This window comes from Neisseria macacae ATCC 33926, assembly GCF_022749495.1.
Taxonomy (GTDB): Bacteria; Pseudomonadota; Gammaproteobacteria; order Burkholderiales; family Neisseriaceae; genus Neisseria; species Neisseria macacae.
This window is the reverse complement of sequence record NZ_CP094241.1, coordinates 2459818-2480192: the sequence shown is the minus strand read 5'-3', so window position 1 is coordinate 2480192 and position 20375 is coordinate 2459818. Positions and strand designations below refer to the sequence as shown.

At 46.7% G+C, this 20375-nt stretch carries 16 protein-coding genes, 2 tRNA genes and 1 pseudogene; 12 read left to right on the top strand and 7 right to left on the bottom strand.

What is annotated here, in order from left to right; all coding sequences use genetic code 11:
- Positions 1–242: 242 nt before the first annotated feature.
- The 3 genes from ccsB to MON40_RS11840 all read right to left on the bottom strand — a co-directional run bounded on the left by ccsB (position 243) and on the right by MON40_RS11840 (position 4308).
- A complete protein-coding gene (gene ccsB / locus MON40_RS11850; RefSeq protein ID WP_003776197.1) occupies positions 243–1430 on the bottom strand; it encodes a c-type cytochrome biogenesis protein CcsB in 1188 nt (395 codons plus the stop codon).
- On the bottom strand, positions 1420–3438 hold the full coding sequence (locus MON40_RS11845) for a cytochrome c biogenesis protein ResB (protein ID WP_003776199.1): 2019 nt from the start codon (positions 3436–3438) through the stop codon (positions 1420–1422). Before MON40_RS11845 ends, ccsB begins: the two co-directional genes overlap by 11 nt.
- A gap of 243 nt (positions 3439–3681) precedes the next feature.
- The gene (locus MON40_RS11840) at positions 3682–4308 is read right to left on the bottom strand and encodes a c-type cytochrome (protein ID WP_003759506.1); all 627 of its coding nucleotides are present in this window, start codon (positions 4306–4308) and stop codon (positions 3682–3684) included.
- 200 nt (positions 4309–4508) lie between these two features.
- On the opposite strand from MON40_RS11840, the gene yihA reads away from it, so the two are divergent.
- Positions 4509–5162, top strand: coding sequence for a ribosome biogenesis GTP-binding protein YihA/YsxC (gene yihA / locus MON40_RS11835; RefSeq protein ID WP_003776201.1), 654 nt, complete (start codon positions 4509–4511; stop codon positions 5160–5162).
- 521 nt (positions 5163–5683) lie between these two features.
- Here the strand turns inward: yihA and MON40_RS11830 are convergent.
- Positions 5684–8089, bottom strand: coding sequence for a penicillin-binding protein 1A (locus MON40_RS11830; RefSeq protein WP_003776203.1), 2406 nt, complete (start codon positions 8087–8089; stop codon positions 5684–5686).
- A 150-nt stretch (positions 8090–8239) separates the two neighbouring features.
- On the opposite strand from MON40_RS11830, the gene pilM reads away from it, so the two are divergent.
- From pilM to MON40_RS11790, 8 genes and pseudogenes are all read left to right on the top strand, one after another.
- The gene (gene pilM / locus MON40_RS11825) at positions 8240–9349 is read left to right on the top strand and encodes a type IV pilus assembly protein PilM (protein WP_003776205.1); all 1110 of its coding nucleotides are present in this window, start codon (positions 8240–8242) and stop codon (positions 9347–9349) included.
- Between the two features lies 1 nt (position 9350).
- Entirely contained in the window at positions 9351–9968 is a 618-nt protein-coding gene (locus MON40_RS11820) for a PilN domain-containing protein (protein ID WP_003759517.1), read from the top strand.
- Positions 9969–10661, top strand: a complete 693-nt coding sequence (locus tag MON40_RS11815; protein ID WP_003765893.1) for a type IV pilus inner membrane component PilO — start codon at positions 9969–9971, stop codon at positions 10659–10661.
- A gap of 17 nt (positions 10662–10678) precedes the next feature.
- Positions 10679–11245, top strand: a complete 567-nt coding sequence (locus MON40_RS11810; RefSeq protein ID WP_003765902.1) for a pilus assembly protein PilP — start codon at positions 10679–10681, stop codon at positions 11243–11245.
- A 17-nt stretch (positions 11246–11262) separates the two neighbouring features.
- Entirely contained in the window at positions 11263–13398 is a 2136-nt protein-coding gene (locus MON40_RS11805; RefSeq protein ID WP_003776207.1) for a type IV pilus secretin PilQ, read from the top strand.
- A 226-nt stretch (positions 13399–13624) separates the two neighbouring features.
- Entirely contained in the window at positions 13625–14137 is a 513-nt protein-coding gene (locus MON40_RS11800) for a shikimate kinase (RefSeq protein WP_301185886.1), read from the top strand.
- 85 nt (positions 14138–14222) lie between these two features.
- Entirely contained in the window at positions 14223–15302 is a 1080-nt protein-coding gene (aroB, locus tag MON40_RS11795) for a 3-dehydroquinate synthase (RefSeq protein WP_003776214.1), read from the top strand.
- 287 nt (positions 15303–15589) lie between these two features.
- Positions 15590–16598, top strand: a pseudogene (locus tag MON40_RS11790) (IS5 family transposase).
- A 208-nt stretch (positions 16599–16806) separates the two neighbouring features.
- On the opposite strand, the gene MON40_RS11785 reads toward MON40_RS11790, so the two are convergent.
- The 3 genes from MON40_RS11785 to MON40_RS11775 all read right to left on the bottom strand — a co-directional run bounded on the left by MON40_RS11785 (position 16807) and on the right by MON40_RS11775 (position 18288).
- A tRNA-Ala gene (locus MON40_RS11785) sits at positions 16807–16882 on the bottom strand.
- A gap of 6 nt (positions 16883–16888) precedes the next feature.
- Positions 16889–16965, bottom strand: a tRNA-Met gene (locus MON40_RS11780).
- A gap of 165 nt (positions 16966–17130) precedes the next feature.
- On the bottom strand, positions 17131–18288 hold the full coding sequence (locus MON40_RS11775; protein WP_003776218.1) for a class I SAM-dependent methyltransferase: 1158 nt from the start codon (positions 18286–18288) through the stop codon (positions 17131–17133).
- A gap of 352 nt (positions 18289–18640) precedes the next feature.
- Here MON40_RS11775 and mraZ point away from each other — a divergent pair, with 352 nt between their 5' ends.
- The 3 genes from mraZ to ftsL are packed head-to-tail and all read left to right on the top strand — an operon-like array spanning position 18641 to position 20365.
- Complete coding sequence (gene mraZ, locus MON40_RS11770) at positions 18641–19096, top strand: division/cell wall cluster transcriptional repressor MraZ (protein WP_003761336.1); 456 nt, start codon at positions 18641–18643, stop codon at positions 19094–19096.
- Positions 19093–20046: a 16S rRNA (cytosine(1402)-N(4))-methyltransferase RsmH gene (gene rsmH / locus MON40_RS11765; RefSeq protein ID WP_003776220.1), complete on the top strand. Its 954-nt coding sequence runs from the start codon at positions 19093–19095 to the stop codon at positions 20044–20046. The genes mraZ and rsmH overlap by 4 nt, the downstream gene beginning before the upstream one ends.
- A gap of 55 nt (positions 20047–20101) precedes the next feature.
- On the top strand, positions 20102–20365 hold the full coding sequence (gene ftsL / locus MON40_RS11760) for a cell division protein FtsL (RefSeq protein WP_003761340.1): 264 nt from the start codon (positions 20102–20104) through the stop codon (positions 20363–20365).
- Positions 20366–20375 lie beyond the last annotated feature (10 nt).

Here is a 20375-nt window from a genome sequence, read left to right as displayed (position 1 = left end):
AAATTTAATCCACTATAAAACGGGTAAATCGACGCAATGTACACGCGTTTTGCGTGATCGCCTTATAGATGGAATTATGGTGTATCGGAAGGGGTGTTTCAATAGGAAGGGGAGGGATATTGGGAGGTGTTTTGTGTGATTTTATAGTGTTGTGGCTGATGGTGTGGAAAGGTCGTCTGAAAAATGCTTTGCGGGTTGCGCTAAAGCTTTTCAGACGACCTTTTTTTATTGTGTTTTGACGCTTACAAGGTGCCGTAAGAGTGCAAGCCGCTCAGGAACATGTTGACGCCGATGAAGGCGAAGGCGGTAACGAACAGTCCGATGACTGCCCACCATGCGAGAATTTTGCCGCGCCAGCCGGCGACGAGGCGCAGGTGCAGCCAGACGGCGTAGTTGAGCCAGACGATGAATGCCCACGTTTCTTTCGGGTCCCAGCTCCAGTAGCGTCCCCATGCGTCGGCTGCCCACAGTGCGCCGAGGATGGTGGCGATGGTGAAGAATAGAAAGCCGACGGCGATGGCTTTGTACATGACTTCTTCGATGACTTGCGAAGGCGGCAGCGATGATTTTTTGCCGGCGTTTTCGTTTCTCAATGCCCAAAGTTCGGCGATGCCGAGCATGGCGGCAATACAGAATGCGCCGTAGCCGATGAAGTTGGCGGGGACGTGGATTTTCATCCACCATGATTGCAGGGCGGGAATCAGGGGTTGGATGGTGTGTGCTTCGCGGGAAAAGCTGTACCAAAGGACGAAGCCGACGACGATTGCCATGAAGCTGAAGACGAAGCCGCCGAGTTTTTGTACGGCGAAACGGGCTTCGTAGTAGAGGTACATCAGTGCGGTGATGACGAGGAAGAGGATGAAGACTTCGTAGAGGTTGGAAACGGGGATGTGTCCTGCGTCAGGGCGCAGGAGGTAGCTTTCGTGCCAGCGTACTAAAAGTCCGGTAAAGCCTGCAACTGCGGACACCCAGGCGAATACGGAACCCATGCCGAGCAGGGTGTTGGTGGCGACGTTTTTGCGTTGTGCCAGTACGGCGCCGGTGATATAGGCGAAGAGTGCGAAGAAGACGAAGGCGCATTGCCACATAATCGCGGACTGGCTGCTGAGGAAGTATTTGAGCAGGAAGCTGTCGGAATGCGTGATTTCGCCATCGTAGAGCATGACGGCGCCGTATGCGAGGACGGCACACAAGGGGACAAACCAGCGCATGGGTTTGAAAAACCAGCCTAAAAAGACGGTAATGCCCGCGCTTGCCCACAAAATCACCATTTCGTAGATGTCCATGGCGTGCTGAATGCGGGTTTGGGCGAAGAATGCGCCGGCTGCGGTCAGGAGGGCGAATAGGCAGTCGACCGTATTCAGGGACTTGAGGAACGATTTGTGCGTCAGCAGCTCGTGTTCGGGTAGGGGGTTATGGTTATGCGTCATGGTTTAAATCTTTCGCCAGTCGTTGCAGGCTTTGTGTATGTTGCGGAAACTCTTTTTGCAGGTCGCGCTCGTTGCGGCTGGAAGACATGGCAAAGCGGATGTGGTCGTCTGAAAACAGGACCCACGCGCGTTTCTCGCGGATGTAGAACATAAATATCGTGCCGAGAACCAGCAAAACAGAGCCTAAATAGACTAAAAATGCACCGGGCGAACGGGTCATTTGCAAGCCGGAGGAGCGGACTTCTTCAAAGCCGTCCAGTTGCAGGAGCATGGGGGCGGGGTATTCGGTCAGGCCGGTATAGGCGTCCATGCTGTGCAGCAGGAAGCGGTTGCGCGCTTCGTCTTGAGGCCATGCGGGTAGCTTGTATTTTTGGATGGTTTCTTCCAATACGGCGTTCATGACGCCGAACAGCATTTCGTAAAAATATCCCTGCATTTTTTCCTGTTGCTCTTTGGGGATGTTTTTGGTGATAAATTCGTCCAACGCCAAATAGCCGCCTTTCGCAAAAATGCCCAAGGTGTTTTCGGCGGCAAGGGTGAATTGCTCGCGGATGTTGTCGGGCGCATTCAAGGTCGCGTTGCGGATGACGGCTTTGCGTGCGGCTTCGTCTTTCAAGAGTTCGCGCATCGCCATGAAGGTGTCGGGTTTGAAAGTTTTATCGGCAGGAATGCGCAGCCAACGGTATTGCTGTTCCAGACCTGTGCGCGTACCGGTGATGAAGAAATAATCCTGTTCCTGCTTAACGGGCAGCATATAGTTTTTATATTCGACAGCCTGACCCGCTTTGTCGCGGATTCGGTAAACAACGGATGGGCCGATGTTGGTGTATTTTTTGTTTTCTTGAGAGACGGCGCGCACGTCGTTAATCGCTGATTGCAGGGTTTGCTCTTTTTCAGACGACTTGCTCATGTCTTCCACGTTCATGGACGTGAATTGGTCAAACTCCAGTTTGTAGGACGTATTGCCGATGTCGAGCGGGAAATCGCGCATAGACGTCGCCCTGAGCGTTACCGGTTCGCGGCTTGGGTTGCCCAAATTCCAGGCTTTGAACTTCAAATCGGAGCCGCCGTCGGCAAAGCTCGCTTGATAGATGGTGATGCCGTGCAGCGTCAGTGGATGATTGACTCGGATGGTGTGTTCCGATTTTTTGCCGCTTTCCTTGTCGGTAATTTCCAAATCGCTGGCAAAATCACGCGGCATCCCGGTATTGTAAAAGTCGATGTGGAATTTCTTCAGCTTCACTTCAAACGGCAAATCCTGAACCAGCATCCCGTTGTCGGCATTGAGGAAGACCACGTCCGCACTTTGCCCTTCGGTAATGTTTACATTGCCGCGGAACGACAGGTTCGACGTACCCAAAATGCTTTCCGGTTTGAAGTCTTTGGCATAGACGGAATGATTGTCCGGCACGACGCGTCCGGTCAGCATACCGATTTTCAGCAGGAGGTTGCTGTCTATCAAGCCGCCCAAGCAAATCACAATCAGCGCGGTATGGGCAAAGATATACCCCCACTTGTTCATCGCCCCTTTTTTGGCGGCAACCAAAACCGATCCGTCTTCGCGCGTTACGGTTTTGCAGCTGAAGCCTTGTACTTCGAGATAACGCCGGGCGATTTCAGACGACATCTTGCCTTCCAACACAGTCGAATGGCGCATCGCCGCCAATGATTTTTCTTTAGCGTTTTCACGGAATGATTTGATTTCACGGAGAAAAGGCGGAACATTGCGAATCAGGCACAAGCTGGTCGATATCACCAAAAACATCATGATGACCACAAACCAAGCGGACGCATAAACATCGTACAAGCCTAAAAAGTTGAAAATCTGCGACCAAAACGGACCGAATTTCACAACATAATTGACCTGCGGCTGGTTTTGCTGCAACACCGTCCCGATAACTGAAGCGACACCCAAAAGACTGAGCAAGGCAACGGCAAAACGCATGGAGCTTAAAAAAGCGAACCAAGGTTTGCGGATAAGGGGGACGGATGAAGGGGATTTGCTCATAGCGGTTTGATTTGATAAAGAATACGGGGATGGTCGGGATCCGGAAGAGGCCCGATTATCGAACGGCACGAAAAATAGACATGATGGGGCAAAAAGCCAAAGGCTGCCATTTGAAAATACTTATTGCCTCAAAAGCGGCGGCATACCATCGCACAAGGTCGTCTGAAAACAACCGCCCGAGGGCAAGCGTTTTCAGACGACCTTAATATTCACATCATCCGCAAACAGACGGATTGACAGGAATCAATGCAGACCTTGGATGAAGTTGGAAACCGCATTCAACTCTTCTTCGGTCAGGCGTTTGGCAATATCTTCCATAATCGCGTTTTTGCGTTGTCCGGATTTATAAGCCTTCATTTGATCGACCACATAAGACATATGTTGGCCGCCTAAGCGCGGATATGCGCCGATTTCGGTACCGCCGCCCGGAATACCCGCGCCGCTGGGGCCGTGGCAGGACATACAGGCAGGAACCTTTTTATCCACCAAACCGCCGCGGTAGATTTTGCCGCCCAAAACAGGATCATTTTGTTTCGGGTTAGCCTCGCCGGATTTGGCCTGTTGTTTGGCATAGAATGCGGATACATTCAGAATGTCTTGTTCGGACAGGTTCATCACCATAGGTTTCATCACAGCGGCGGAACCGTTTGTACGTTTGCCTTCTTTAATGTCCAAGGTTTGACGGTAGATATAGGCACTGTGTTGCGCGGCGAGCTTTGGATACATGGCGATGCCGCTGTTGCCGTCCGCCGCATGACATGCCGCACAAATGGTAGTAGCCACTTCTTTGCCTTTTGCAATATCCGCTTTCGGGGCAGCGACAGCCGCGCCGGCAGCCAAAACCAAGGCCGCTAAAGTCAATCGTTTCATGGAGTGCTCCTGATTACAGCATTGCATACCGCGACAATGCCTTTTTTATACTCAAAACGCCGGATAAATTTTACCCGATAAAAACCGATAATTCTATAAACGTGCTATTCTATACTAGATTTACATTAAATTACTACCATGTTTCGCAACATGGACACGGCAAATTCCGCCACTCCGTCTCAGGGAACAAGGAAATACGGATGAACCTCTTTCAGAACGCCAAATTCTTCACCACCGTCAACCATCTCAAAGACCTGCCCGACACACCTGCAGAAATCGCATTTGTCGGACGCAGTAACGCAGGCAAATCTAGCGCGATCAATACCCTGACCAACCATGTCCGGCTCGCCTACGTTTCCAAAATGCCGGGACGAACCCAACACATCAATTTCTTCGAATTGAGCAACGGCAGCTTCATGGTCGATTTGCCGGGTTACGGCTATGCACAAGTTCCCGAAGCCATCCGTACGCATTGGGTCAAACTCTTGGGCGACTACCTCCAACAACGGCGTCAGCTCATAGGCTTGGTGTTGATTATGGATGCGCGCCACCCATTGAAAGAGCTGGATTTGCGGATGCTGGATTTTTTCCACATCACCGGTCGCCCTGTGCATATTTTGTTGTCGAAAGCCGACAAGCTGTCGAAAAACGAGCAAATCAAAACTTTAGGCTCAGTCAAAAAATCGCTCAAACCCTATATGACCCGTCAGCGCATCAGCGTACAACTGTTTTCCAGCCTTAAAAAGCAAGGCATCGAAGAAGTCAACCAAGTCGTCGGCGAATGGTTTGCTACGCATCAAGAAGAAATCGACAACTTGAATATCGGAAATCCGGAAAATTCCGAGTCATTGTAATCGGTCGTAGTATTATCTGCATTGACGGGACGCAAATCCGTTTATTGTCTTGCAGGGTGAGGGAAAAAATCGTCTTACTGCCGTGTATGTTGCTTTGAAATAGATAAATCCGAAAAGGTCGTCTGAAAATGTTGGATCATGTTTCAGACGACCTTGTTGTTTTTATAGTGGATTAACTTTAAATCAGGGCAAGGCGAGGCAACGCCGTACTGGTTTAAAGTTAATCCACTATTCGTTTGATTGATGGAGTGAGTGGAAGGGGCGGAATCTAGTGTGGTGAGGTAATTTGAAATCAAGGGGTAGGGGATAAGTTTGATGAACAGTGCAGATGGTATGAAACTGGTTTTTTAGCATTTGGGGAAACTCTCCGCTTTAGGCTCGGATGAGACAATGCAGTATCGGTTTAAAGTGAATTTTTCTATCTTGTTCACATGGCAATGAATTGAGATTGTGCTGCCATATATAAAAAGGTCGTCTGAAATTCCTGATTCGGGTTTCAGACGACCTTTTGAACGGTGTAATTAGAACAGCGAGTCTAATTGTCGATTGTTAACATTACTTGGCTGTACCGGCGTTTCTTGCAAATCACCGCGACCGCGGTCTCCGCCATCCCGATCGCTATCAGGCGTTGCGGCAGTGTTGGCATTGGCCGGGCGTTGTTGTCGGGAAGGTTGTTGTGCAGGGCGTGGAACGGTACCGCTATTGTCCAGAGTGATATCGGAGCTGGTGGTCATACGTTCTTTCATATAGTATTCGCCGCCGCTGTTCACGATACCTGCCGGTGCTTTCATGCCTTTGTTTTCTACGCCTTTGAGCGCGAAGCGCATGTAATCGACCCAGACTGGAACGGCAATCGTGCCGCCGTAACCTGCGCGGCCCATGCTGCGCGGTTTGTCGAAGCCGATGTATACGGCAGTGACAATACTTGGGTTGAAGCCGACGAACCATGCATCTTTATTGTCGTTCGTCGTACCGGTTTTACCGGCGATATCGGAACGGCCAAGTGCGGAGGCGCCTCGTGCAGTACCGACACGGACAACGTCCTGCATGATTTTGTACATGATGTATGCGTTACGCGGGTCGATGGCTTGAGGAGCGTTTTCGCCTGCAACAAGAGGTTGCATTTGTGCTTTCAGACGACCTTCGCTGTCATAAATCTTGTCGATGACGTATGCGGAAATTTTGTAACCGCCATTGGCAAAGACGCTATATGCTTCAGCGACACGCAATGGTGTTGTTTCACCGGTACCAAGTGCCATAGACAGGCTGGCAGGGATTTCGGACGGTTTGAAGCCGAAACGTTGGATGTATTGTTGCGCGTATCCGATACCGATGGACATCAAGATTCGGATGGAAACCATGTTTTTAGAGGCGGTCAATGCTTGGCGCAGGGTGATATAGCCTGCATAACGGCCGTCTGAGTTTTTAGGATTCCAAGCAGAACCATTGGCACCTTTACCCGGCAGGGAGAGTGGTGCGTCATTAATCATGGTGGATGCTGTCATGCCTTTGGCGAGTGCCGCAGAGTATACGAAAGGCTTAAAGGTAGAACCTGGTTGGCGCATGGCTTGGGTGGCACGGTTAAATGTTTTGCTGTGGAAGTCATAACCGCCGACCAATGCACGCACGGCACCTGTTTTCGCGTCTAATGAAACCAGAGCACCTTGCAATAGGGGTTCTTGAACGACAGACCAATTGTTGCCGCCGCCTTTGACACGGATAACGGAACCGCGACGAATACGGTCGTCGCCCATTTTTTCGTTGTTGACTGCACGGGCTGCAAAGCCGAGCGCGTAGCTGTTCAGATTGAATCTTTTTCCGCTAGGTAGTTGAATCAGAACTCCTTTTTTGGAAGCCTCCAAGACAACGGCAGGAACCATTTTGTCAACCGTATATAAAGTAGAAAGATATTGGCTGATCGTTTCTTCTACGTCATCAGTTTTGCTGAGGTCGATGTAGTTCTCTGCGCCGCGATAACTGCTGCCTCTGTCGAAATTACGCAACGCTTTTCTAAGGGCTTCAGTAGCAACACGTTGGTTGGCAGTATTGACGGTTGTGTAGACCTTAAAGCCTTGGGTGTATGCGTCCTCGCCATATTTTTCATACAACTCTTGGCGTGCCATTTCAGCAACATACAAAGCGTTTTGGTCGATGTTTTGCACAAAACGTTCATAATGCAGCTCTTCTTTCAAAGCTTGATCGCGTTGTTGTGCAGTAATCATATTTTCTTCCTGCATATTCCGCAGGATGTAGGCTTGGCGCTGTTTGGCGCGCTCGGGGTTAACGATGGGGTTATACGCTGAAGGCGCTTTAGGTAGGCCTGCCAGCATGGATGCTTCAGCCAAAGTCAAATCCTTCACATTTTTGTTGAAATAGATTTGAGCGGCAGAGGCAAAACCGTATGCCCGTTGACCCAAATAGATTTGGTTGAAATACAGTTCTAAAATCTGATCCTTACTAAGCGTCTGCTCGATTTTATAGGCCAATAGGGCTTCATTGAATTTGCGGGTAAATGTACGCTCGTTACTCAAGTAGAAGTTCTTTGCTACCTGTTGAGTAATGGTACTGGCACCTGATTGCAAACCGCCGGCGACTACGTTGCCGATAGCGGCACGGGCAATGCCTACTACGTCTACGCCCCAGTGCTCATAGAAACGTTTATCTTCTGCGGCAATAACAGCGTCTTTCAAAACCTTTGGAAAATCTCCAATTTTTGTAAACTCCCGGCGCTGTTCACCGTAAACCCCAATAATCTGACCGTCGGCAGAATATACTGTGAGGGGCATTTTGGGTTGGTAGTGTTGTAAAGAATCAAGAGCAGGCAACTTGGGGTATGTGACCAAAATCGCAATAGCGAGCAAGCCGACACCGAAGAGTGCCAATCCTAATATCAAACCAAGACAGGTCGTTATAATCTTTTTAATCATGACTAAGTAATAATTTTTGCCATCACTGGCATTAAATAAAGTAAAATAGAAACCGATTTCTGTGAAACACAGTATTTACTGTGCAAAGAAAAAGAAATCCTTTACGGATATCGAAACAGTTACTCACTCCTAACAATACAGGGAAATTATATGATTAGCTTATCAAAAAGCCCTAAAAGCAAAACCAGCAAGGCAAGTAAAGCTTCCGGAGGGTTAAGCAACCGAGCCGCTATCGGCATCGACATCAGCCAGCATGCCATTAAGATGGTTCAGCTGACAGGCCGTAGTTTAAACCAAATTCAGCTAGAAAAATACGTTATTACCAAATTACCTAAAAATATTGTAAAAGGTAACAAAATCCAAGATTACGACCAACTTGTCACCTATTTGCAACATACTTATACGCAATTGCGCAGTTCTTGTAAGAACTTTGTTGCAGCTGTACCACAAAGCTTGGCAACAATAGAGAACATAACTTACAACCCTCGCGATACCGAACTTGATTTGGACGAGTTTGCTGAATCTGAAATTTCAGCAATCGGTCCTATTGATGAAATGAGTTATGACTATCAGGTGACCGGCGTATCCGTTTCCCCGGCGGGGCAGCAGATTACAACCGTAGCAGCTAGAAAAGACGATATTGAGCCTGTTATTGAAATGTTTGAAAATGCAGGACTTGATCTGTCTGCCTTAGATTTGGATCTTTTGGCTCAGAGAAATGCCTATGCTTTTTGGATTAATAATCATGCACCTGAATTGACTAATGAAAAAGTTGCCGTATTTGGCATTCATGCTACCCAAATGTACGCATTGGTGATGCAAAACGGACAGATTTTGTATAAACAAGAGACTCCTGTCAGTACGGAACAGTTGAATCAACTGATTCAGCGTACTTATCAAGTGACAGAAGAAAAAGCGGCGCAGATGATAGCTTCATCCAGCAAACCATCTGATTATCAGACCCAAGTCGCAGATCGCTTTAACGTTCAGGTAGCGCAAGAAATCCAACGTGTATTGCAGTTTTACTACACTACGCAGACAACAGAGACCTTCTCAAACATTAAACATATTTTATTAACTGGGTTTGCATCGCAACAGGCCGGATTGGCGGAAAGTATTTTTTCTCAAACCAATACTGCGACACAGTGTATTCACCCGGTTTTATATGCTGAACGAAACAATAAAATTGATTTGCCACAGCTGCAAATTGATGCACCGTCTTTAACATTAGCATTCGGATTAGCATTAAGGGGACTGTAATATGATCGAATTTGTTAAAATTAACCTTCTTCCTTATAGGGAAGAAATCAAACAGCGCAAAAAGCAACAATTTAAAGTATTAATGCTTTCGGCTTTATTGATAGGTGCAGGTCTGCTTGTGTTGACATATTTGACAATTAATAATGCAATCAGCAGGCAGGAAGACCGTAATGCCCTTCTAGGGAAGGAAATTGAAAAGCTGGATAAAGCTTTGGGAGAAATTCTAAAACTGCAACAAGAAAAAGAAAATTTCCTATCAAAAAAACAAAAAGTAGAAGAGTTACAGGAAAAACGTTCACAGGCTGCCTATATCATCGACAGCTTAAATGTAGTTACTCCCGATAACTCTTATCTGACAGCGTTGGAAGCAGAAAGTTCGACATCTTACAAAATTACGGGTCGAGCAAGTAGTGATAATAAGATCGCAATGTTTATGCGTTCTTTACCAAGTACCGGGGTTTTTGCTCAACCAGAACTTTTGAGTATTAAGAAAATTGATAATTATCAAGAATTTACTCTGAAGGTTTTGTTGAATAATTCAGGTCATCCATCAGTACCCGTACAAAATCCAGCCGCGAACACGACTGAAACTGGCGAACAGAAGCAAGAGGTAAAATAAATGTCTGTAAGTAAAGCAAAAAATATTGATATCCAAAACCTCTATTTGTTAAATATGCCTGCTAAGTTATTTATCGCAGGGTTGGCAATAGCGGGGGTCTTGGCAATAGGATATGTTGGTATTTTCAAAGAGCAACTCGAAACACTTTCTACGCAGGAAGCTAAAGAAGCCGAACTAAAGGAAACATATACGAAAAAAAGTATTGAGGCTGTTAATTTGCATAATCTTCAGGAGGAGTTGGCGTCTATCCGTTCAGCTTTTGATGTTTTGTTGAAACAACTGCCGACAGATGCCGAAATTCCTAATTTAATCCAAGAATTGCATCAGGCTGGATCCGCTAATGGTTTGCGGTTGGATAGTGTTGTGCCTCAAGCTCCGGTTAATGATGGTCCAATTCAAAAGTTACCCTATGAAATTTCCATTACGGGTAAGCATAATCAGATTAGCCAGTTTGCTCGTGATGTCGGAGGTTTATCGCGAATCATTACTTTGGAATCTCTGAAGCTCTCCCAAGCAGCAGACGGAAAAAGTGGTAAAGAGGGCAAAAGTGATATTTTGACACTGAGTGCCACTGCAACAACTTATAAGGCTCGTCCTGCAGAAGAAGTTGCTGCCGAGCTTGCAGCCAAACAGAAGGAGGCACAGGCTAACGGAAGTGATGCGCAGAATGGTGCTGAAGTTGACAATAAATAAAAGTTATTAGGGAAATCATGAAAAATACTATCTTACTCGTAGGTGTTTTGTCTTTAGCAGCATGTTCCCCCACTCATGATGATTTAAATATGTGGATAAAACAGACGCAAGATGAAGCTAAAGTTAAGGTTACTCCATTTCAAGCACCGACGATTACTCCGCCAGTTGCATATACTCCTCCAGCATATAATGGGTTGAATGCGTTTGACTATCGACGTTTGGAAAATGCACCCAAGGGGAATAATGCTCCTAATTTGAATCGTCAGAAAGAGACATTGGAAGCATTTAGTTTGGAAAATATGCGTTATGTCGGTATTCTGCGTGGTAATAACAAGACATCTGGCTTTATCGATGTAAATGGACATGTTTATACCGTTATGCCGGGCAACTATATCGGTCAAAATTACGGTAAAATCCAAACGATTACTGAAGATAAAATTACTTTGACTGAATTAATAGAAGACAGTTCTGGTAACTGGATATATCGAAAGGCTGAATTGCCGTTAAGTACACAGTCAGATGAAGGTTCAAGTGGTGCTTCGACAGCTGAATCTCGAAGCGAATCTGCCGCAATTCCAAATTAATTAAGGGGTCTCACTTTATGAAAACTAAGCACATGACAAAATTTTTTGCCAGTATTGGCGTAGCCATGGCTGTGCAAACTGCTTTTGCAGGTAATATTACTGATATTAATGTATCTACTCTTCCTGATAGTCAAAAAATTATCAAAATCCGTTTTGATCGTGATGTAACCAGTCCGAGCGGTTTTGTTACTTCGGCTCCAGCTAGAATTGCACTTGATTTTGCTAACACTACTATTCGATTGCCTCAATCAGTATTGGAGTATGCTGACCCGTTATTAAATCAGATTACGGCGGCACAAAATAATGACCGTTCCCGTATTGTGTTGGGTTTGAATAAAACTGCCCAATATAATACTGAAATTCATGGTAATGAAGTTTGGGTTTTTGTTAGTGAGTCAGCTGACCGAAATTCTGCAATGTCTGTATCAAATAATAAACCTTCTATGCAGGATTCTGTTCCGTCAGAAAAAGCAAAGCAAGTCGCTAATTCCGCTAATATCGACTTCCGTAAGGGCTCGCGCAATTCAGGTGTTGTTGAATTAAGCGTTCCGACTTTTACTGGACAGCCTGATATTAAACAACAGCGTGATCGTGTCATCATTACATTGAAAAACTATCCGTTGCCAACACAAACACAACGTAGTTTGGATGTAGGTGATTTTAATACGCCGGTAAAAAATATCACTTTAAAACGCATCGGTAATGATACTCAGCTGATTATTCGAAATAGTGCAAACTGGGAAGTTCGTACTAAGCCGGCAGCAGGGCATTTTACTTTTGAAATTTTACCTAAAGCCGCTGATACGGAGTCACGTGGTTTGAATGGTGGTAATGCAAATAAATCTTTCAATGGTCGTAAAATTTCTCTAGATTTCCAAGATGTTGAAGTTCGTACTATTCTGCAGATTCTTGCAAAAGAGTCAGGCGTCAATATTGTGGCTAGCGATACGGTAAATGGTAAGATGACTTTATCCCTCAAGGATGTGCCTTGGGATCAGGCATTGGACTTGGTAATGCAAGCCCGTAATTTGGATATGCGTCGTCAAGGTAATATCATCAATATTGCTCCACGTGATGAATTGTTGGCGAAGGATAAGGCCTTCTTGCAAGCAGAAAAAGAAATTGCAGAGCTTGGTCCTTTGTATTCGCAAACCTTCCAATTGAAATATAAAAATGTGGAGGAGTTCCGCAAAATCCTTCGTTTGGAAGATAATGGAAGTAGCAATTCCAATGGTCGCAATACCTTGTTGAGCGGCCGAGGCAGTGCTTTGATTGACCCCGCAACGAATACCTTGATTGTTACAGATAATCGGAACGTCATCGAGAAATTCCGTAAATTGATTGATGAGTTGGATGTTCCTACACGTCAAGTTATGGTTGAAGCGCGCATTGTAGAAGCAAAAGATGGATTCTCACGCGATTTGGGCGTTAAGTTTGGTGCTGCTGGTGCAAGAGGAAGAAACTCTTGGGGCAATGATTGGTCAGCTGCTCAGAATAACCACAATACTAACGCCTCAGTGTTCCGCGGAGAGTCTGCTTATCCAACTTGGTCTTTGCAGCCTAACGTAAGTTTGCCTGCTACAGCGGCGACGAACAGTATCGCTTTAGTACGAGCCTTGTCATCTGGTGCATTAGGTTTGGAAATCTCTGCTTCTGAAGCAACTGGTAAGAGCAAAACCATTTCTAATCCTCGCGTTCTGACTCAGGATCGTCGAGAAGCTACGATTGAATCCGGTACCGAAATTCCTTACCAAGAAGCTTCTTCAAGCGGTGCGACTTCGGTTTCATTCAAAAAAGCGGTTTTGGGTCTGACAGTTACTCCTAATGTAACTCCGGATGGTCAAATTATTATGACCGTTAAGATCACTAAAGATACTCCGGTCGACTGTACTGTAGATTCTTTGATAACCAAGTGTATTCAGACTAAGAACTTGAATACTCAGGCTATGGTTGAAGATGGTGGCACTTTGATCGTTGGTGGTATCTATGAAGAGGACAATAGCGATACCATTAATAAAGTTCCATTGCTTGGTGATATTCCTGTAGTAGGAAACTTGTTTAAATCACGAGCCAAGAAAGAAGAACGACGCGAATTGTTGATTTTCATAACGCCTCGCATTATGGATGGCGTGGGTAGTAATTTGCGTTATTAAGTGATGCAATAAAACCGGGTAGATGTCTTTTGGATATCTGCCCGGTTTTTATTTATTCAATTTGATAGTCGGGATTTGTGTGTCAAATATAATAGCCAAAGACTTTTAGAAGTCTGAAATTAAAAACAATTAGAATCAACGGATTAAAAATCGAAGTATGGTGTTTGCAGACACGAGTTTGGAAGGGTGGCACAAATAATGCTGAGTATCGTATAAAATGCTTTTTATGGAAAAAATCAACGGTAATTTAATATTAATTGGCTTGATGGGTGCAGGCAAAACCACTTTGGGGCGGTATATTGCCCAAATGTTGGATCGTCCGTTTTATGATAGTGATCATGAGATTTGTACGGCATCAGGTGTCTCTATCCCCATCATCTTTGAGATGGAGGGTGAGCAAGGGTTTCGCAATCGAGAGACTGCTATGCTCAAGAAATTGACTGCGATGAAGGATATTATTTTATCAACAGGAGGAGGGTCGGTTTTGCGTGAGGAAAATAGGCAAAATATGCGACGAAATGGTACGGTCGTGTATCTTCATGCCTCGCCTGAAGTTCTGTTAGAGCGGACCCGTTATGACAGCAGCCGCCCTTTGTTGCAGGTAGAGAACCCGCTTGCTAAGTTGCAAGAGCTCTATAATGCCCGTGATCCTTTATATCGAAATACTGCGCACATTGTGATCGAGTCCGACAGCTGTGCAAAAACGGTGAAACGGTTGTTTGAGGCGTTAAATCGATAATAGATTTGTTATCAGTGAGTAGCGATATAGGTTTTCAGACGACCCTCAATGAGAGTCGGCAACTAAAGATTAACAAGGAATCAAAATGCGTACCCTGACCGTCCAAACTCCCTCCCATCAGTATCCTATTTTTATCGGGAATCATCTTATTGAACAAGCTGATGTTTTATTAAAGCCATATTTAAGTAATAAAGTGGCTATTGTTACGAATGAGACGATTGCGCCCTTATATCTAGGATCTTTTCAGACGACCTTGGATAGATTAGGTATTCCCAGTTTCAGTATTATTCTGCCTGATGGGGAAGAATATAAAAATTGGCAAACGCTCAATCTTATTTTTGACGGTTTAATGCAAAATAGGGCAGAGCGCAAAACGACCTTGATCGCATTGGGAGGAGGGGTCATTGGCGATATGGTTGGTTTTGCGGCGGCAACTTATCAGCGTGGCGCCCCATTTATCCAAGTGCCGACTACATTGTTAAGTCAAGTCGATTCCTCAGTTGGCGGTAAGACAGCAATCAACCATCCTCTTGGGAAAAACATGATAGGCGCGTTTTATCAACCTAAGGCTGTACTGGCGGACTTATCTACGCTTAAAACGCTTCCGCAACGCGAATTATCTGCCGGTATGGCAGAGGTCATTAAATACGGCGCGCTTGGTGATATTGAGTTTTTTGAGTGGTTAGAGCAGCACATGACCGATTTAATGATGCAGGATCAGGAGAAACTTGCGCAGGCTGTGTACCATTGTTGCAAAATGAAAGCTGAGATTGTGGCTCAAGATGAGACAGAACAAGGGATTCGTGCATGGTTGAATCTGGGGCATACTTTTGGGCATGCTATCGAAGCAGAAATGGGTTATGGCGTGTGGCTGCATGGTGAAGCAGTAGCCGCGGGATGTGTGTTGGCGGGACGGTTATCCGAGAAACTGGGTAAAATTCATGAGGCAGATACGCTTCGTATTGCAGCATTGTTTGAGGCCGCAAAATTACCATCGGCACCGCCGAAGTTTGAATTTGAAAAATGGATAGAACACATGAGTCATGATAAAAAAGTGAGTGGCGGCGTTATGCGCTTTATCGGATTGAATCGTCTGGGTGAGGCAAACATTACGAAGATTACGGATATGGAAATTTTGCGCCAAACCTTGAGTCCGTATCTATGAAGGTCAAGTAATGTCGTTAGAATGTGTCCATAACTTCATGTAAAACAGAACAAGTTAGCACTACGATATAAGAGGCTGCCAAGATAATTGCATCATGGCAGCCTCTTGAAAATAAAGGGAAAGTGATGACGTTGTGAACAGAGAGGGGGTGTGAGGCCAATCTGTTTTTTGTATTTGGTACTTAGAAAATTGATTGCTGGGAATGTAGGTCCTGCTGTTAATCCGAGACCTTTGCAAAATTCCCCTAAATCCCCTAAATTCCCATCAAGACATTTAGGGGATTTTCCATGAGCACCTTCTTCCAGCAAACCGCACAAGCCATGATTGCCAAACACATCAACCGCTTCCCACTATTGAAGTTGGATCAGGTGATTGATTGGCAACCGATCGAACAGTATCTGAACCGTCAAAGAACCCGTTACCTCCGAGACCACCGCGGCCGTCCCGCCTATCCCCTGTTGTCCATGTTCAAAGCCGTCCTGCTCGGACAATGGCACAGCCTCTCCGATCCCGAACTCGAACACAGCCTCATCACCCGTATCGACTTCAACCTGTTTTGCCGTTTTGACGAACTGAACATCCCCGATTACAGCACCTTATGCCGCTACCGCAACTGGCTGGCGCAAGACAACACCCTGTCCGAATTGCTCAAACTGATTAACTGCCAACTGGCCGAAAAAAAACCTAAAAGTAGAGAAAGCATCCGCCGCCGTCGTTGACGCCACCATTATTCAGACCGCCGGCAGCAAACAGCGTCAGGCCATAGAAGTCGATGAAGAAGGACAAGTCAGCGGCCAAACCACACCGAGTAAAGACAAAGATGCCCGCTGGACAAAGAAAAACGGCCTCTACAAACTCGGTTACAAACAACATACCCGTACCGATGAGGAAGGCTATATCGAGAAACTGCACATCACCCCCGCCAATGTCCATGAGTGCAACCATCTGTCCCCTTTGTTGGAAGGTATTGCCGAAGGCACGACCGTCTATGCCGACAAAGGCTACGACAGTAAGGAAAACCGGCAACATCTGAAAGAGCATCAGTTGTTAGACGGCATTATGCGCAAAGCCCACCGCAACCGTCCGCTGACGGAAGCGCAAACCAAACGTAACCGGTATTTGTCGAAGACCCGTTATGTGGTCAAACAGAGCTTCGGTACGCTGCACCGTAAATTCCGCTACGCCCGGGCAGCCTATTTTGGTCTGCTCAAAGTGAGTGCGCAAAGCCATCTGAAGGCGATGTGTTTAAACCTGTTGAAAGCGGCTAACAGGCTAAGTGTGCCTGTTGCTGCCTAAAAGGCGGCCCGGATGCCTGATTATCGGGTATCCGGGGAGGATTAAGGGGGCATTTGGGTAAAATCAGGAGCAATTAGGGGCGAAAACAGCCGAAAACCTGTGTTTGGGTTTCGGCTGTTGGGGGAAAGGCTTTTTTGCAAAGGTCTCAATCCATGATAGAGCCAATAAATATAAAAAAGACCTTGTTTTAAACAAGGTCTTTTTTATCTGGTGGAGGTAAGCGGGATCGAACCGCTGACCTCTTGCATGCCATGCAAGCGCTCTACCAACTGAGCTATACCCCCGAAATTTGGTGGCGAATCAGGGACTCGAACCCCGGACACAAGGATTATGATTCCTCTGCTCTAACCGACTGAGCTAATTCGCCGTTTCGTGAAGTCGCTATTATATGTTGTTTTGAGTTTTTGGCAAGTTTTATTTTGTACTTTATGTTTTGTTTTTGTTTTTTAATGGAATAAAACATGGATGAGGTCGTCTGAAACGGTGTTTCAGACGACCTATGTGTTCGGAGGATGGTTTGAGGTGGGAGATTTCAAAGTTTGTGGCAGATGTCACCGAAGCGGAAACCTGTCCAGTCGATGTCGATGTTTTTGCCAAAGGCGATGACTTTGAAGAGTTCGCCCATTTCGTGTTGGTCGGTCAGTTTTTGTACGGCGGTGCTGACACGGAGGTAGTCTGCCGTACCTGGTGGGGCGGTTTGTGCCAACAGGTCGGTAATGCCTAGGTTGAATAGGAAATGAGATTGGGGCAGGTAGCCGATGAGGTCTAGTCCGCCGTCGGTGCCTGCTTGGGCAATGTCGGTAAAGTTGACGTGTGCGGTCAGATCGGTCAGACCGATATGGAAAAACGGGTCGTGAACGGTGTGGTGGCGGTAGTGGGCGATGAGCGTGCCTTCGTCGCGTTGCGGGTGGTAATACTGGGCGGCGTCAAAACCGTAGTCGATAAATATCATGCCGCCACGCCTGATTTTCTGCGCAAGGGTGAGAATAAAGGCGTATTGGGCGGGGTGTAGCTCGCTGGTGTAGGGGTGTTCGGTTTCGGGAAAATAGGTGGCGGCTAAACGCAGGAGGTCGGGTTGTTTCAAAGATTGCGGGCTTTGTTCAAGCTGTCCGTCGGGGTTGATGGAGACGCCGATGTGTTGAAAGGTGTTTTGGGTGCGGCGGATGATTTCAATGGGCATAGCATCTAGGACTTCATTGCCGATGATGATGCCGTCGAAGGATTCGGGCAGTTCGGTCAGGTGTATGACTTTTTGTGCCAGTTGCGGGGGGGTGTGTTCGGCGATGAATTGACGTTGGCGTTCGGCAAGCTCGGGAGAGAGTTCGATGATGTAGTAATGCTTGAGGTCGTCTGAAAGGCTTTTCAATAGGGTGGCGGCGAGATGTCCTGTACCTGCGCCGAATTCGTAGATGTTGCCGGCGGTTTGCGGGAGTAGTTCGGCAAGTTGTCGGGCGAGGGTTTGTCCGAATAATGGGGTGAGGGTGGGGGCGGTGATGAAATCGCCGTCTGTGCCGATTTTGTGGCTGCCTCCGGTGTAGTAGCCGTATTCGGGTGTGTAGAGTGCAAGCTCCATAAATCGTGAGAAAGGAATCCAGTTATTTTGGGCTTTTATTTCCTGTTTGATGATTTCGAATAGTTTGGAACTTGAGGCTTGCGCGGCAGGGGAGGGGAGGGGGAGGTGTGCCTTCATAATTGTTAGATAATGTAAAATTTATGAATTTATTTGTCTATTATAACGTGAACGGAAAAGGGGCGTTTTTTCATTTTTTTATACCATATGTTGTGTCTAAATAATATTTTTAATACTACATATTGTGTTTTTAAAAACCAAATCGGGTAAAATGGGTGGTTCGGCTTGTTTGCTTGTTTGGTTAAAATACTGTTTTTTAATGATTTTGTTGTTGCATATGTACTGGGATTTTAGAGTAAGGCGATTTGACCGAGGCGTTAAAATTTTTTATAGTGTGGGCTAGTGGGGCGATGTGGGTAAAAGTGTCTGCATTGCCCAAAAAATTCCGATTTAAACCGATTAGGACGAAATTGTGTTTGGTGGCGCTCACGAATTGAGTATTGACAGCAAAGGGCGGTTGGCAATTCCTGCCAAGTTCCGCGATATTTTGCTGCGCCATTATACGCCGTCGATTGTGGTTACTTTGGATTCCCGTCAAAAATTGCTGATGTATCCGGAGGCTGAATGGGCAAAGGTTGCCGAGCAGCTTTTGCACCTGAAAACGGCAGGAAATCCGATGTTGCAGCGTTATCAAAATCTGCTGCTGCACAATGCGGATACGCTGGAATGGGACAGCGCCGGCCGCGTACTGATTCCTGCCAATCTGCGCAAACGGGTGGATTTTGAAAAAGACGTTACCTTGGTCGGTCGCGCCAACCGTTTGGAATTGTGGGGCCGTGATCAATGGGAAGCTGAAATGACTCAGGCTTTGGATGATGATCCTGAAGAGTTGGCATTCCAATTAAGTCAGACGGATTTGCAATTGTGAGTAATGCTGAATATCAACATATCACCGTTTTGTTAAATGAGGCGGTTGATGCTCTGGCGGTTCGTGAAGACGGTATTTATGTGGATGGGACGTTTGGCAGGGGAGGGCACTCCCGATTGATTTTGTCCCGTCTGGGCAGTCAAGGTCGTCTGATTGTGTTCGATAAAGACCCGCAAGCGATTGAGGCGGCGCAAAAGCTGGCCGAGCAGGATGGGCGCGTTACGGTAGTCCATGACGGGTTTTCCAGTTTTCAGACGACCCTGGATAAGCTGGGTATTGAAGAAATAGATGGTGCGTTGTTTGATTTGGGGATTTCGTCCCCGCAGATAGATGACGGCGCACGGGGTTTCAGTTTCCGTTTTGATGCACCTTTGGATATGCGCATGGATCCGACGCGGGGAATGTCCGCTGCAGAATGGATTGCAACAGCATCAGAACAGGATTTGCACGAGGTTATCAAGAATTATGGTGAAGAGCGGTTTAGTCGCCAGATTGCGCGCGCCATTGTTGCGCAACGGACAGAAAGTCCGATCGATACAACCCGCAAGCTGGCGCAGCTCGTGGCGCAAAACGTCCGTACTCGTGAGCGGGGGCAAGACCCTGCGACGCGCACCTTCCAGGCAGTTCGCATCTTTATTAACCGCGAGCTCGAAGAGGTAGAGGCGGTTCTGCCGCAAGTGATGGGTCGTCTGAAACAAGGCGGGCGTTTGGCGGTTATCGCGTTCCATTCGCTTGAAGACCGCCTCGTAAAACAGTTTGTCAAAAAGTATTCGCAACATCCTCCTTTACCGCGTTGGGCGGCAGTAAAAGAAGCGGATTTGCCTCTGCCGCCGTTAAAGGCGGTGGGAAAGGCGATAAAGCCGGGTGTTGAGGAAACCGTCTCCAATCCGCGGGCGCGCAGCGCAGTTTTACGCGTGGCAGAGCGGACGGGCGGTGAGATTACAGAATAAGCATTATGTGGGGCAGGTGTCCTCGGAACAAACAGATTGAGGTCGTCTGAAAATAATGAATAAATTAAATATCCTTTTGTTGGTCTTGGTATCGGTATCTGCTTTTGCGGTGGTCACTGTGCAAGACCAATCGCGTTTGCACTTCATCGCTTTGGATAAAGCGCAAAAGCAGGAAATCAAGCTTGATCAGGACTATGCACGCTTGAAATTGGATCAGGCGCGGCTGGCGAACCACAAGCTGATTAAGGTGGCGGCTGAGAAGCAACGCCTCAAACCGCCCGGCGCGGATAATACCGTGATGGTGGAACGAAAAAAATAATATAGCCGGC

Excerpts from the sequence above, each read along its gene's own strand:
- MON40_RS11800 (WP_301185886.1), top strand. The coding sequence starts at position 13,625 with ATGGAAAAAATCAACGGTAATTTAATATTAATTGGCTTGATGGGTGCA.
- MON40_RS11775 (WP_003776218.1), bottom strand. The coding sequence starts at position 18,288 with ATGAAGGCACACCTCCCCCTCCCCTCCCCTGCCGCGCAAGCCTCAAGT.
- MON40_RS11830 (WP_003776203.1), bottom strand. The coding sequence starts at position 8,089 with ATGATTAAAAAGATTATAACGACCTGTCTTGGTTTGATATTAGGATTG.
- pilM (WP_003776205.1), top strand. The coding sequence starts at position 8,240 with ATGATTAGCTTATCAAAAAGCCCTAAAAGCAAAACCAGCAAGGCAAGT.
- ccsB (WP_003776197.1), bottom strand. The coding sequence starts at position 1,430 with ATGACGCATAACCATAACCCCCTACCCGAACACGAGCTGCTGACGCAC.
- MON40_RS11840 (WP_003759506.1), bottom strand. The coding sequence starts at position 4,308 with ATGAAACGATTGACTTTAGCGGCCTTGGTTTTGGCTGCCGGCGCGGCT.
- aroB (WP_003776214.1), top strand. The coding sequence starts at position 14,223 with ATGCGTACCCTGACCGTCCAAACTCCCTCCCATCAGTATCCTATTTTT.
- MON40_RS11815 (WP_003765893.1), top strand. The coding sequence starts at position 9,969 with ATGTCTGTAAGTAAAGCAAAAAATATTGATATCCAAAACCTCTATTTG.
- ftsL (WP_003761340.1), top strand. The coding sequence starts at position 20,102 with ATGAATAAATTAAATATCCTTTTGTTGGTCTTGGTATCGGTATCTGCT.
- MON40_RS11820 (WP_003759517.1), top strand. The coding sequence starts at position 9,351 with ATGATCGAATTTGTTAAAATTAACCTTCTTCCTTATAGGGAAGAAATC.
- MON40_RS11805 (WP_003776207.1), top strand. The coding sequence starts at position 11,263 with ATGAAAACTAAGCACATGACAAAATTTTTTGCCAGTATTGGCGTAGCC.
- MON40_RS11810 (WP_003765902.1), top strand. The coding sequence starts at position 10,679 with ATGAAAAATACTATCTTACTCGTAGGTGTTTTGTCTTTAGCAGCATGT.
- yihA (WP_003776201.1), top strand. The coding sequence starts at position 4,509 with ATGAACCTCTTTCAGAACGCCAAATTCTTCACCACCGTCAACCATCTC.
- MON40_RS11845 (WP_003776199.1), bottom strand. The coding sequence starts at position 3,438 with ATGAGCAAATCCCCTTCATCCGTCCCCCTTATCCGCAAACCTTGGTTC.